Origin of the sequence: Acidovorax sp. HMWF018, from assembly GCF_003061035.1 — a bacterium.
In the GTDB taxonomy this organism is placed as follows: Bacteria; Pseudomonadota; Gammaproteobacteria; order Burkholderiales; family Burkholderiaceae_C; genus Acidovorax; species Acidovorax delafieldii.
Map to the genome: position 1 here is coordinate 1 of NZ_QAIM01000137.1, position 13,479 is coordinate 13,479.

Here is a 13,479-nt window from a genome sequence, read left to right on the forward strand (position 1 = left end):
CGCACAAACACAGACACCGTCCCCTGCGCTCGCCGAGCGCCCCCCAGCGCCCCCAGCCCACACCACCAGCCGCAGCGCACCGCCCGCTCCTGCACCGGCCACCACAGGCACGGCCACGCCCGCCCTGCGCCTGCACCCGGCACAGGCGCTCTACCCCACCGCCGACCCGGCGCAAACGCCCGCCGGGCTGGGCCGGGGCTGGCTCATCGTGGCCGAGAGCATGACGCCCGCCGAGCCCCTGGGTGGCGATGCGGGCCGCCTGCTCGACAACATGCTGCGGGCCATGCAATTGCACCGGCACCCGCGCGTGTTCATGGCGGCGCTGGAACGGTCTGCGCCCGGCACGGAAGCCAGCGCCGATATCCCGGCCACCCTTGCCGACACCGTGGCCCACCTGCAGCCCGCCATGGTGCTGGTGCTGGGCCATGTGGCGGCACGCGCGGCGCTGGGCCGCACCGAGCCCCTGGGCCGCCTGCGCGCAGGTCCGCATGTGCTGGCCGGGTGCCCGGCGGTGGTGACCTACGACCCCGCCTTTTTGCTGCGCTCGCAGGACAACAAGGCCGCCGCCTGGGCCGACCTGTGCCGGGCGCTGGCCATGGTGCGCAGTGCCGAGGCCGAGGGCTGAGAGCCTGTTGGCAGGGCCCCAGCCCCCTTCCATGCCCCCCCGCCGGACCGGCGAGATCATCGCCCGGTGCCATAATCCGCCGCTTGCCTAATTTTTACGGAGACAGCTCCTTGGAAACCTACCCGAGTTGGTAGCTTTCAGCTCCCGGCGCATTTGACTGCTGTGGGGTTGAAAGCACCCCTACCCCCACACCGCAGACGCCAAAAAACAAGGGAGTGAGCCCATGCTCAACATCTTTACGCTCGCCAATGGCCGGCTGTTCCAGGAAGAAATCGAGTCCCTGGAAGAGTTGACCAAGTTCCAGCCGATCTGGGTGGACCTGGAAGCCCCGACGCTCGAAGAGAAGCGCTGGATCAAGCAGCACTACGGCCTGTCCATCCCCGAGGATGCGATGGACGAGGACATCGAGGAATCCGCCCGCTTCTACGAAGAAGACAACGGCGAGCTGCACATCCGCAGCGACTTCTTGATCGATGACGACGAAGACCCCCGTTCGGTGCGCGTGGCCTTCATCCTGAACCAGCACAACACCAACCTGAAAAGCCGGGGCGTGCTGTTCTCTATCCACGATGAAGACGTGCCCGTGTTCCGCCTGCTGCGCATGCGCGCACGCCGCGCGCCCGGCCTCATCGAAGATGCCAAGGAAGTGCTGCTCAAGCTGTTCGACGCCGACGCCGAGTATTCGGCCGACACGCTGGAGAACATCTACGACGAGCTGGAGGCCGTGAGCAAACAGGTGCTGGCCGGCGACGTGACCGACACCCGCGCCGGCGAGGTGCTGGCCGCCATCGCGCGCCAGGAAGACTTGAACGGCCGCATCCGCCGCAACGTGATGGACACGCGCCGCGCCGTGAGCTTCATGATGCGCTCCAAGATGCTCAACTCCGAGCAGTTCGAGGAAGCCCGCCAGATCCTGCGCGACATCGAGTCGCTGGACAACCACACGGCGTTCCTGTTCGACAAGATCAACTTCTTGATGGACGCCACGGTCGGTTTCATCAACATCAACCAGAACAAGATCATCAAGATCTTCTCGGTGGCCAGCGTCGCCTTGCTGCCGCCCACGCTGATCGCCAGCGTGTACGGCATGAACTTCAAGTTCATGCCCGAGCTGGACTGGTCGCTGGGCTACCCGTATGCGCTGGGCCTGATGCTGGCGAGCGCGCTCGGGCCCATGTGGTACTTCCGCAAGCGGGGCTGGCTGAAGTAGCCCCCCCTGTGGCGCTGCGCGCCTTCCCCCCGAGGGGGGACGCCTCCAGCGGCCCGGCAAAGCCGGTTCCGCGGTGGCGCTGGTAGATACATTGCGCCGGTTTCAGCGCATCGTATCGAACGGCAAATGGCATGCGTCGGAGTCCTCTTTAGAGGAGAAATCTTCCGCAAGTGCTAGTGCAACATGCCTTAGCCGCTATCAATTTCATAGTTTTTGTAAAAACGACAGCACCATGTGCTCGGCGTACCGGCTGGCCACGGTCTGCACGAATTGGGCGAAGTCGCCGTGGGCGGCATCGTCAGCGCGGTCGGAGATGGTGCGCACTGCGGCAAAGGGCAGGTCGTAGTCATGGCACACCTGGGCGACGGCGGCACCCTCCATCTCCACGGCCAGCACATCGTGCCCGGCCGCGCGCAGGGCGGTGCACAGGCGCTCGGACTCTTGGGCGGTGGCCACAAAACGATCGCCGCTGGCCACCAGGCCCTGGTGCGCCCGATGGGCACCCCCATGGATATTTCTCAAGTCCCAGAGACCGCTTGCGCTAGTGACGCATAGGTTGGCAGCTTCCAAAAGCATAGCAGTCAGTACCGGATCGCACGCCAGGCGGGTGCGTGCGTAGCCCGGCAGCTCCCACCGAGGGAACAGCGGCGAGGCATCCATATCGTGCTGCACGTAGTCTTGCGCCACCACCACATCGCCCCGGTGCACCCCATCGCCGACACCACCCGCGACGCCCGTGAAGACGATGCGCGCTACCCCAAAATGTTCGATCAAGGCCGTGGCCGTGGTGGCAGCGGCCACCTTGCCGATGCCCGACAGCGCCAGCACCACCGGGCGGTCGTGCAGCTCTCCGCGCCAGAACGCGCGGCCGGCGTGCATCAGCCGCTGCGGGTGCGCCAGCTGTTGCACCAGCGAGCTCTGTTCTTCGGGCAGCGCACTCAGAATGGCAGTGCTCATGCAAAGGTCCTTGGGGTCATGTCACGGGGCCACAAAACACCCGCGCCAGCATCGCAGCGCGGTCGCAAAAAAAGGCGGCCGAAGCCGCCTGGGGATTGTGACGTGCCAGCAGGCCGCGTCACTTCTTGTCGCGCAGTTCGCGGCGCAGGATTTTGCCCACGGGGGTCTTGGGCAGCTCGGTGCGGAACTCGATCACCTTGGGCTGCTTGTAACCCGTGAGCTCGTGGCGGCAGAACTCCTTGACCTGCGCTTCGGTGAGCGCCGGGTCCTTCTTCACGATCACGAGCTTCACGGCCTCGCCGGTCTTTTCGTCGGGCACGCCCACCACGGCGCATTCGAGCACGCCAGGGCAGTTGGCCACCACTTCTTCGACCTCGTTGGGGTACACGTTGAAGCCGCTGACCAGCACCATGTCCTTCTTGCGGTCCACGATCTTGAAGAAGCCGCGCGCATCCATCACGCCGATGTCGCCCGACTTGAAGTAACCGTCTTCGGTCATGACCTTGGCGGTTTCATCGGGGCGCTGCCAGTAGCCGGCCATCACCTGAGGGCCCTTGATGGCGATTTCGCCCGGCTCGCCCAGCGTGGTGACCTCGCGGCCTTCATCGTCCAGCAGCTTCATGGAGGTGCTGGGCAGCGGCACGCCGATGGTGCCGGTGTATTCGGTGCTGGTGGTGGGGTTGCAGCTGGCCGAAGGGCTGGTCTCCGACAGGCCATACCCTTCGCAGATGGGGCAACCCGTCTTTTCGAGCCAGAGCTTGGCCACAGCGCCCTGCACCGCCATGCCGCCGCCCACCGAGACCTTGAGGTTCTTCCAGTTGACGGTGTGGAAGTCGGGGTGGTTGGCCAGGCCGTTGAACAGCGTGTTGACGGCCGGGAAGCTGTGGAAGGTATGCTTGGACAGCTCCTTGAGCACCGCAGGCAGGTCGCGCGGGTTGGGGATCAGGATGGTCTTGCCGCCCGTGCGCATGCTCAGCATCATGTTCACGGTGAACGCGAAGATGTGGTACAGCGGCAGCGCGCAGATGCTGGTGGGCTGCTCACCTGCGGGCACCTTCTTCATCACGGGCTCGTTCCAGGCCTCGGACTGCAGCACGTTGGCGATCACGTTGCGGTGCAGCAGCACCGCGCCCTTGCTCACCCCCGTGGTGCCGCCGGTGTACTGCAGCAGCGCGATGTCGTCCGGCTTGATGTCGGGCTTCTTGAGGGTGCCGCGTGTGCCCTGCGCCACCGCATCGTTGAAGCGCACGGCCCCCGGCAGGGTGTACGCCGGCACCATCTTCTTGACGTTGCGCACCACGTAGTTCACCAGCGCCCCCTTGAGCAGCCCCAGCTGGTCGCCCATGGCGCACAGCACTACATGCTTGACGGGCGTGTGCGCAATGCACTGCTCCAGCGTGGTGGCGAAGTTCTCGATGATGACGATGGCCTTGGCGCCCGAATCCTTGAGCTGGTGCTCCAGCTCGCGCGGCGTGTACAGCGGGTTCACGTTGACGACCACGAACCCGGCGCGCAGCACGGCAGCCACGGTCACAGGGTACTGGGGCACGTTGGGCATCATGATGGCCACGCGGTCGCCCTTGACCAGACCCAGCCCCTGCAGGTAGGCAGCAAACGCACTGGAGAGCGAATCGGTCTGGGCGTAGGTCACGTCCTTGCCCATGAAGCTGTAGGCCACGCGGTTGGCGTACTTCTTGAACGCCTCGTCCATCAGCGCCACAAGGGAGCTGTACTGCGTGGTGTCGATGTCTGCGGGAACACCTTGTGGATAGGCGGCCAGCCACGGGCGGTCGGTCATTGGGATTGTCTCCTGGTAGGTTTTATGGGGGTCCTGCAAGCACGCCGATGTTTTTCAGCACGATCGTGCTTTTATTGTGGAGGAATTATGCCCGTCAGCTCTTGAGCGCGGTCAGTACCTCATCCAGCATTTTCTTGGCATCGCCAAACAGCATGCGGTTGTTGTCCTTGTAGAACAAGGGGTTGTCCACCCCCGCATAGCCCGAGGCCATCGAGCGCTTCATCACGATGGAGGTCTTGGCCTTCCACACTTCGAGCACCGGCATGCCAGCGATGGGGCTGGACGGATCGTCCAGGGCGCTGGGGTTCACGATGTCGTTGGCGCCAATGACCATTGCCACGTCGGCATCGGGGAAGTCCTCGTTGATCTCGTCCATCTCCATCACGATGTCGTAGGGCACCTTGGCCTCGGCCAGCAGCACGTTCATGTGGCCGGGCATGCGGCCTGCCACGGGGTGGATGGCAAAGCGCACATTCACGCCCTTCTCGCGCAGGGTCTTGGTGATCTCGTACACCGTGTGCTGCGCCTGGGCTACGGCCATGCCGTAACCGGGCACGATGATGACGCTCTTGGCGTCGCGCAGCAGCTCGGCCGTCTCAGCGGAGCTGACGGGTACGGCCTCGCCCTGCGGCTCGGCAGCTTCGCCCTTTTTGGCGGGCGTGCCCGCGCCCGAACCAAAGCCCCCCGCAATCACGCTGATGAAATTGCGGTTCATCGCATTGCACATGATGTAGGACAGGATGGCGCCCGAAGAACCCACGAGCGCGCCGGTCACGATGAGCAGGTCGTTGGACAGCATGAAGCCCGTGGCCGCCGCCGCCCAGCCCGAGTAGCTGTTGAGCATGGACACCACCACCGGCATGTCTGCACCACCAATCGCCATGACCATGTGGATACCGAACAGCAGCGCGATCACCGTCATCACCATGAGCGGCACCATGCCTTGCTCGACGGTCTCGGCGCGCAGGAACTCACGGCCAAACCAGATCACGATCAGCAGCGCGGCCAGGTTGAGCCAGTGGCGGCCGGGCAGCAGCAGCGGCTTGCCGCCGATCTTGCCGTTGAGCTTGCCAAAGGCAATCAGCGAGCCGCTGAACGTGACGGCACCAATCAGGATGCCCACATAAATCTCCACCTCGTGGATGATCTTCTCGGCACCCTGCAGCTGAATCGAGGTATCGACATAGCTGGCAAACCCCACCAGGCAAGCCGCAAGGCCCACCAGGCTGTGCATGAGCGCGACCAGTTCGGGCATCTGGGTCATCTTGACGACCTTGGCCGCATACAGGCCGATGCCGCCGCCAATGACCAGAGCGCCGACGATCCAGGCCACCCCTGCGGGGCTGACGCGCGGGCCGAACACCGTGGCCAGCACGGCCAGCGCCATGCCGACCATGCCGAACAGGTTGCCCCGGCGCGAGGTTTCGGGGTTGGAGAGCCCGCCCAGGCTCAGGATGAACAAAATGGCCGCGCCCAGGTAGGCCACGGTAGCGAGACTTTGGGACATGTTCTGTGCTCCTCGTTGTTCTTGTCGTTATCGGATTACTTGCGGAACATGGCGAGCATGCGGCGCGTGACCGCAAAGCCGCCGAACATGTTGATGGCCGTGAGCACCAGGGCCGCAAAGGCCAGCCACAGGATCAGCCCGTCCGGGCGCCCGTTGACGCCCGCATCGGGCGGCGCAATCTGCACCAGCGCGCCGATGGCGATGATGCTGGAGATGGCGTTGGTCACGCTCATCAGCGGCGTGTGCAGTGCGGGCGTGACGTTCCATACCACCATGTAGCCGATGAAGCAGGCCAGCACGAACACCGTGAAGTGCCCCAGGAAGGCCACGGGCGCGTATGCACCGATGGCCCAGAACAGCACAGCCAGCACGGCAAAAACGATGGTCAGCGTCTTGGCGGACATGGGTGCGCCTGTGCCGTGGCTCGATTTCTTCTCGGCCACCGGGGCTGCCGCCTTGGGCGCGGGTGCCGGCGCCTGCTTGAGCGGCGGCGCAGGCCAGGTGATCGAGCCTTCCTTGACCACAGCGAGGCCGCGGATCGCGTCGTCCTCCATGTTGACCACGGCCACGCCGTCCTTGGCCTTGCACAGCTCCTCCGTCAGGCGCAGCAGGTTGGTGGCATACAGCGTGGACGACTGCTTGGCCAGGCGCGAAGCCAGGTCGGTGTAGCCCACAATGGTCACGCCGTGGCGCACCACGGCCTCGCCGGGCACGGTCAGTTCGCAGTTGCCGCCCTGCTCGGCCGCCATGTCCACGATCACGCTGCCGGGCTTCATGCTCTGCACCATTTCAGCGGTGATGAGCTTGGGGGCGGGTTTGCCGGGGATAAGTGCGGTGGTGATGATGATGTCCGCGTCCTTGGCCTGCTCCGCATACATCTTGCGCTGCGCAGCCTGAAAGCCTTCGCTCATGACCTTGGCATAGCCGCCGCCGCCCGAGCCTTCTTCTTCGTAGTCCACCTTGACGAACTCGCCACCCAGCGACTTGACCTGGTCGGCCACTTCGGCGCGCGTGTCGTTGGCGCGCACGATGGCGCCCAGGTTGGCGGCCGTGCCGATGGCCGCCAGGCCCGCCACGCCAGCGCCTGCGATGAACACCTTGGCCGGTGGCACCTTGCCTGCGGCCGTGATCTGGCCGTTGAAGAACCGGCCAAAGGCGTTGGCCGCCTCGATGACGGCGCGGTAACCGCTGACCCCTGCGGTGGAAGTGAGCGCGTCCATCTTCTGGGCGCGCGAGAGCGTGCGCGGCAGGCAGTCGATGGCCAGCACCGTCGCCTTGCGGGCCGCCAGCTGCTGCATCAGTTCGGGGTTCTGGGCGGGCCAGATGAAGTCGATGAGCGTCGTGCCCTCGCGCATCAGCGCCACTTCATCGCTGCTGGGCGGGCGGACCTTGAAGACGATATCGGATGCAGCCCACAGCGCGGCAGCGTCGCCCACGATCTCGGCGCCCGCAGCGCGGTAGGCGTCGTCACTGAAGTTGGCGGCATCCCCTGCCCCCGACTCCACCGTGACAGTGAAGCCCAGCTTGATCAGCTTCTCCACCACATCGGGCACGGTGGCCACGCGCTTTTCACCGGGAAAGGTTTCCCTTGGCACGCCGATACGCTGCGGCTGCGGGACGGGGCTTGTCTGCATCAGAGGTCTCCTCGAGTTTCGTAATCGTTATGCAAGGCCGCCAGGCAGGGGAGGACTGGCGCGCTAGGGTTTGGATGTGGGCCCAGGGAACGGGAAGGGCGGAATGGCCAGGTGGCCGTCCACCATGCCGGAGCTCAGGCGCACGGCCTGGGCCAGGTCACGCCCCCATTGCAGCGCGGGTCTTCCCGCCACAAGGAACTCCTCGTTATTGCGCGTAGCCGGACGCAACAGCCGCTGGTCCACCAAGGCATCGACCTTCACCCAGGCACCCGCCTCCGTCACGTAGCGATAGCTCAGATAGGTATAGGGCTGGGTCAGAGTGATCTGGCGGGTGCTGAGCCACTCGACAAGGTCTGGCCGGTTCTTGTCCAGCCACTGGGAACTGCTTCCCCATCGCTTGAGGCGCAGACAGTCTGCACGCACGGGGCTCCCTGCAGCGCCATCCTCCACGGTGACGTCCTGCTGAGTGGGGCAATAACCGATGCCCTGCGGAGAACCACTCAGGTCCCCGGCACGGTTGGTCTGCACACGCAACACGGCCAGCCAGTCTCCCTGCGCATTACGTAGCCCCACATCGCGGGTCTGAAGTGCAATACGCCCTGCAGAGCCCGCAACGGTTTCCTCCGAAGTGCCCAGGTCCTGCCAGGCCCCCGGCGGCAGTACAAGGCGGGCACGCCCGACTGGATATTCGGACTTGGGAGGAACGGTCAGGGGCGCGCACGCCACCGTGAACACCGTCACAGCCAACACAGGCAACAGCCGCCGGAACTTTGAAATGGTCAGAGTCATAGAGAAAGGTTCATACGAATTCGCCTTCAATCATCCCACGGCACCCAAGTCCGTCCCTCGACGGCTTCTGCCATGCAACAACCAGCGCGGTGTAGCTGGTGAAAAATGTGTTGAAAGCGCCCTGGTATCGGACACTTCTTGCGGCGCTGCCGGTGGGCAAGCTGACCGCGAGCTTACATGAAGAAAATCTTGTCGCTGTCGCCTTTGTCTGCAGTAGAGGGAACTCCCCAGTCTCCCCCCGCAAACAGGCAAAAAAAAGCCTGGCAGCACAAAGCAGCCAGGCTGGGCAGCGGCCCCGCAGGGCCTGGTGCCAACGATCAGTTCACCACTTGGGCCAGCGCACCCGAGGCGTACTGGGCGGCCACGGCCTGCAGGCTCAGGCCCTTGATCTTGCTGCCCTGGCCTTCGCAGCCGAACTCCAGGTAACGCTGCTTGCACACCTGCTTGGCCGCTTCGCGGGCGGGCTTGAGCCATTCGCGGGCGTCGAACTTTGCGGGGTTTTCAAACAGGAACTTGCGCACTGCGCCCGTCATGGCCAGGCGAATGTCTGTGTCGATGTTGATCTTGCGCACGCCGTGCTTGATGGCTTCCTGGATTTCCTCGACCGGCACGCCATAGGTTTCCTTCATCTTGCCGCCGTACTGGTTGATGATGGCCAGCAACTCGGCGGGCACCGACGAGGAGCCATGCATCACCAGGTGGGTGTTGGGGATGCGCTGGTGGATTTCCTTCACGCGGCTGATGGCCAGGATGTCGCCCGTGGGCTTGCGGCTGAACTTGTAGGCGCCATGGCTGGTGCCGATGGCAATGGCCAGGGCGTCCAGCTGGGTGGCCTTCACAAACACGGCGGCTTCTTCGGGGTCGGTCAGCATCTGGCTGTGGTCGAGCTTGCCGACCGCACCAATGCCGTCTTCTTCGCCCGCATCCCCGGTTTCGAGATTGCCCAGGCAGCCCAGTTCGCCTTCGACCGTAACGCCCACCTTGTGCGCCATGTCCACCACCTTGCGCGTCACTTCAACGTTGTAGTCGAAGGACGAAGGGGTCTTGCCGTCTTCCATCAGCGAGCCGTCCATCATCACCGAGCCAAAGCCCAGGTCGATGGCACCCTGGCAAATCTTGGGCGAGGTGCCGTGGTCCTGGTGCATCACCAGCGGGATGTGGGGGAAGGCCTCGACCGCCGCCTGGATCAGGTGCTTGATGAAGGGCTCGCCCGCGTACTTGCGTGCGCCAGCGCTGGCCTGCAGGATGACGGGAGCGCCCACTTCGTCCGCAGCAGCCATCACGGCTTGCACCTGCTCCAGGTTGTTGACGTTGAAGGCAGGGATGCCATAGCTGTTGGCAGCGGCATGGTCGAGCAGTTCGCGCATCGAAACGAGGGGCATGGTCGTGGGGTCCGTGGTGGGTTGAAGAAGGAGGGCGCGAGGCGCTGTAACACCTGGCAACGCGGCGGTAACCGCTTGGTAACTCGTAATTTTAACCGGGGGCCGACACGGAGGGCGATGGCAAATCCAACCGGTAGCAGGTGGTAAAGGGCGCCGGTGCAGGGGCTGCGCCAAAGTGCCCCCCGTGAATGTCCGCCACGCGGCGCAGGATTTCGTGCCCCAGATGCAGGCTGTCCACCGGCACCGCCGCCGCACGGCCCGGTGCGCCGCCGGCCTGCGGGCGCGCCCCGTCATCACACACCTGCAGCCACACGCCACCAGCGTCCGCCATGCCCAGCTGGACGGCGATCTGGGTGCCTTCGGGCGTGTGCTTGAGCGCGTTTTCCACCAGATTGCGCACCGCGATGTCCAGCAACACGGCATGGCCGGGCACGGTGAGCGCGGGGGGGGCCGACAGGGCCAGGTCGTCGCCGCGTTTCCACGCCGCCTGGGCATAGTCGGCGCACACCGACCGCGCCAGTGCGCTCAGGTCCACGGGCGCCTTGGCTTCGTGCAGCTCGGCCCGGCTGGCGCGGGCCAGGGCCAGCAGCTGGTTGAGAACGTGACCCGCACGCAGAGCATCCTGACCGATGCGCGCCAGCGACTGGGCCCGGGCCTCTTCCGTCAGCTCCCCCGCCAGGGCGCTGGCCTGCAGCGCGATGGAGGACAGCGGGGTGCGCAATTCGTGGGCCACCTCATTGGCCAGGCGGCGCTCGCGCACCATGGCGACCTGCTGGCGGTCCAGCAAGGTGTTGATCGATGCCACGACCGACTCGAACTCGTTCCAGGCATGGCGCGATGCCAGCCGCTGGGTACTGGTCGGGTCCAGCGCCGCCACGTCGGCCGACAGCGCGTACAAAGGCCGCAAGCCGCGCCACAGCGCGAGCCCCAGGGCCAGAGACACCACAGGCAGCAACCACAGACCGGGCTCGATGAGCTGTCCGGCAATGTCATCCGCCAGCTCGTCCCGCTCGCGCAGCTCCAGCATCACCATGATCTTGCGGGTGCGCCCGGCATCCCATTGGGAGAAGCTGCGCCAGGCCACCTTGTCCGGGCCCAGCGTGAGGTCGGCAAACCCCTCGGCATCGCTGAAAGGCGGCTCGGGCACCGAACCCGTGAGGGATAGCACCCGCCCCTGCGCATCCCACTGCACCACGCTGATGGTCTGCTGGTAATCGTGCGATTTGAGCCAGGGCGTAGGGGTGCGCTCGGTACGCTGCGGGCCTTGCATCGCCTCGGTGGCCCGCAGGTTGAGCAGCAGCGCGGCCACGCTGGCCAGGTGCCCGTCGGTCAGCTCGTCGGCCTCATGCACACCGGTCTGGTAGCCAATGAAGACGAAGCTGCCCCAGACAATGGCCAGAGCCCCCAGCGACCATAACAACAGTTGCCGGGTCAGCGAAGGGCGACGCGCTGGCGCCGTGCGAGGAGCGGTGGGTGCGTTCACGGGGGTTTCTCCTGCGGCATGAAGTAACCCACCCCGCGCATGGTCTGGATACAGGCACTGCCCAGCTTGCGGCGCAGGTGGTGGATGTGGACCTCGACCGCATTGCTCTCCACAGCGGCATCCCAGCTGTACAGGCGTTCCTCGATCTGCTGGCGCGACAGCACCCGGCCCCGCGCCTCCAGCAGCACCAACAACACGGAAAACTCGCGCGGAGACATTTCCACGGGTTTGCCTTGCTGGCGCACCGTGCGGGTCGCTGGATCCAGCTCGATATCGCCCAGACGGATGGTGGGCGACGTCCGTCCCGCCGCGCGCCTCAGCAGCGCCCGCAAACGCGCGTCCAATTCATCCACATCAAAGGGCTTGGTCAGGTAGTCATCGGCGCCCTGGTCCAGCCCCGCGATGCGCTGGTGCACTTGGTCACGCGCCGTGACGATGAGGACAGGCGTAGCGGGGTCCGGCAGAGCTGCCGACGCAGCCCCGGTGGCGGGCGGGCTCAGGCGCAGACGCCGTAGCAGTTCGCTACCGTCACCGTCCACCAACCCCAGGTCCAGCAGCACAGCGTCAAAACGCTCAGCGCGCAGGGCACTCCAGGCACTGGCGACGCCGTCACTGACATCCACCGCATAGCCGCGTTGCTGCAGATTGCTGCGCAGGCCACTGGCTATGCCCGCATCGTCTTCGACCACGAGTATTCGCATGCAGGCATTGTCGCAGCCCATCGGACAGGGGCGGGACAAGGGCAGCGCCGGCTTTAAGACGGCGTTAAGTACGCCCGCCTATCTTCCGGCACATGCAGCCTTCGCCCGTCACGCCGTCCATCGCGCCCATCACACCCCACGCCCCCTCTCAACGCCACACGCTGCTTTTCTGGACCCTGGGCGCTCTGGCCTGTGTGGTGGCCTGGGATGCCGCAGGGCAGGACCTGGCGTTTGCGCAGGTGTTTGGATCGTCCAACGGGTTTCCGATGCGGGACCAGTGGTTTTTTGTGCAGGTGCTGCATGAAGGCGCCCGCCGTCTGGGCTGGCAGCTGGTGCTGCTGCTGGCGCTGAGCGTGTGGTGGCCGCGCGGCTTTCTGCGCAAGCTGGACGCCAGCGAGCGCCTGCAGATGGCCGTGAGCGCCCTGCTCTCGCTGGCCGTGGTCAGCATCACCAAGAACCTCAGCGCCACCAGTTGCCCGTGGGACCTCGCACAATTTGGCGGCGTGGCGCGCCATGTGTCGCACTGGGCGCTGGGCGTGCTCGATGGCGGTAGCGGCCGCTGTTTTCCGGCGGGCCATGCGTCGGCCGGATTCGCCTTTTTGGGAGGCTACTTCGCATTGCGCCACAAGCTACCTTCGGCCGCACGCTGGTGGTTGGCGGGTGCGTTGCTGGCGGGGTTCGTCTTGGGTGCAGCCCAGCAGGTGCGAGGCGCCCATTTCATGAGCCACACACTGTGGACGGGCTGGCTGTGCTGGGTCACCGGCTGGCTTTGCGACCTGGCTGCCACGGCTCTGCGTCCACGCTTCCCGCATTTCGCCAGCACCACCACGCCACCGGACAGCTCCCATGCTTGAACTCGATCTGGCCCTGTTTCAGGCCCTCAATGCCGACGCCGCGACCTTGCCTGCCGTGGTGACGGTGGCACGGTGGGTGTCACAGCAACTACCCACCGCCATGGGCGGCCTGCTGCTCGGCAGCTTTGTGTTGGGCAACGCAGCGCAGCGGCGCGCCCTGGCGCTGGCGCTCGCGTCCATGGCCCTGGCGTGGGTAGGAGTACAGCTGTTGCGACTGGCGGTGCCGGCGCCGCGGCCTTCGCAGCTGGGCATTGGCGTCCAGTGGATCGAGCATGCCGCGCGCGCAGGCTTTCCCAGCATGCATGTGGCGGGAGCCGCCGCGCTGGCGGCCAGTCTCGCCCTGCGGCCGGTTCGCGGGCTGACCTGGCTGGCCGCAGCGGTCACAGCCGCCATGGTGTGGAGCCGCGTCTGCCTGGGAGTGCACTTCCCGTCTGATGTGCTGGCGGGCCTGGTCACCGGGGGGCTGGCAGCGGCGGCCATCCACGCACTGGCCGCGCGCGCACCGCGCTGGCAAGCAGCCCTGGAGCACAAGTCGCCAC

General features: G+C 65.6%; 12 protein-coding genes. 4 read left to right on the forward strand and 8 right to left on the reverse strand.

What is annotated here, in order from left to right:
* Both DBR23_RS05295 and corA read left to right on the forward strand, forming a co-directional pair.
* Positions 1 to 625 (forward strand): uracil-DNA glycosylase family protein (locus tag DBR23_RS05295; protein ID WP_233250289.1); only part of this gene is annotated, 625 nt, incomplete at its 5' end.
* 223 nt (positions 626 to 848) lie between these two features.
* Complete coding sequence (gene corA, locus DBR23_RS05300; RefSeq protein WP_015016148.1) at positions 849 to 1,835, forward strand: magnesium/cobalt transporter CorA; 987 nt, start codon at positions 849 to 851, stop codon at positions 1,833 to 1,835.
* Positions 1,836 to 2,039: 204 nt separating this feature from the next.
* Here corA and DBR23_RS05305 read toward each other — a convergent pair whose 3' ends face one another.
* From DBR23_RS05305 to DBR23_RS05340, 8 genes are all read right to left on the reverse strand, one after another.
* Complete coding sequence (locus DBR23_RS05305) at positions 2,040 to 2,792, reverse strand: 5'-methylthioadenosine/adenosylhomocysteine nucleosidase (RefSeq protein ID WP_108497538.1); 753 nt, start codon at positions 2,790 to 2,792, stop codon at positions 2,040 to 2,042.
* Positions 2,793 to 2,910: 118 nt separating this feature from the next.
* Positions 2,911 to 4,590, reverse strand: a complete 1,680-nt coding sequence (locus DBR23_RS05310) for a long-chain-fatty-acid--CoA ligase (RefSeq protein ID WP_108497539.1) — start codon at positions 4,588 to 4,590, stop codon at positions 2,911 to 2,913.
* Between the two features lie 94 nt (positions 4,591 to 4,684).
* Positions 4,685 to 6,097 carry a Re/Si-specific NAD(P)(+) transhydrogenase subunit beta gene (gene pntB, locus DBR23_RS05315; RefSeq protein WP_108497540.1) on the reverse strand — a complete coding sequence of 471 codons (1,413 nt, stop codon included), beginning with the start codon at positions 6,095 to 6,097 and terminating at the stop codon, positions 4,685 to 4,687.
* Positions 6,098 to 6,132: 35 nt separating this feature from the next.
* Positions 6,133 to 7,731 carry a Re/Si-specific NAD(P)(+) transhydrogenase subunit alpha gene (locus DBR23_RS05320; RefSeq protein ID WP_108497541.1) on the reverse strand — a complete coding sequence of 533 codons (1,599 nt, stop codon included), beginning with the start codon at positions 7,729 to 7,731 and terminating at the stop codon, positions 6,133 to 6,135.
* A gap of 63 nt (positions 7,732 to 7,794) precedes the next feature.
* Entirely contained in the window at positions 7,795 to 8,520 is a 726-nt protein-coding gene (locus tag DBR23_RS05325) for a hypothetical protein (protein ID WP_108497542.1), read from the reverse strand.
* A gap of 317 nt (positions 8,521 to 8,837) precedes the next feature.
* Entirely contained in the window at positions 8,838 to 9,902 is a 1,065-nt protein-coding gene (gene fba / locus DBR23_RS05330; RefSeq protein ID WP_108497543.1) for a class II fructose-bisphosphate aldolase, read from the reverse strand.
* Between the two features lie 91 nt (positions 9,903 to 9,993).
* A complete protein-coding gene (locus DBR23_RS05335; protein ID WP_108497544.1) occupies positions 9,994 to 11,385 on the reverse strand; it encodes a histidine kinase dimerization/phospho-acceptor domain-containing protein in 1,392 nt (463 codons plus the stop codon).
* Complete coding sequence (locus DBR23_RS05340) at positions 11,382 to 12,086, reverse strand: response regulator transcription factor (RefSeq protein ID WP_056068151.1); 705 nt, start codon at positions 12,084 to 12,086, stop codon at positions 11,382 to 11,384. Before DBR23_RS05340 ends, DBR23_RS05335 begins: the two co-directional genes overlap by 4 nt.
* Before the next feature lie 92 nt (positions 12,087 to 12,178).
* On the opposite strand from DBR23_RS05340, the gene DBR23_RS05345 reads away from it, so the two are divergent.
* Both DBR23_RS05345 and DBR23_RS05350 read left to right on the forward strand, forming a co-directional pair.
* Positions 12,179 to 12,940 (forward strand): phosphatase PAP2 family protein, encoded by a 762-nt coding sequence (locus tag DBR23_RS05345; RefSeq protein WP_108497545.1) that lies wholly within the window; start codon positions 12,179 to 12,181, stop codon positions 12,938 to 12,940.
* The coding region (locus tag DBR23_RS05350; protein ID WP_108497546.1) for a phosphatase PAP2 family protein at positions 12,933 to 13,479 on the forward strand (547 nt) is incomplete at its 3' end. The genes DBR23_RS05345 and DBR23_RS05350, both read left to right, overlap by 8 nt.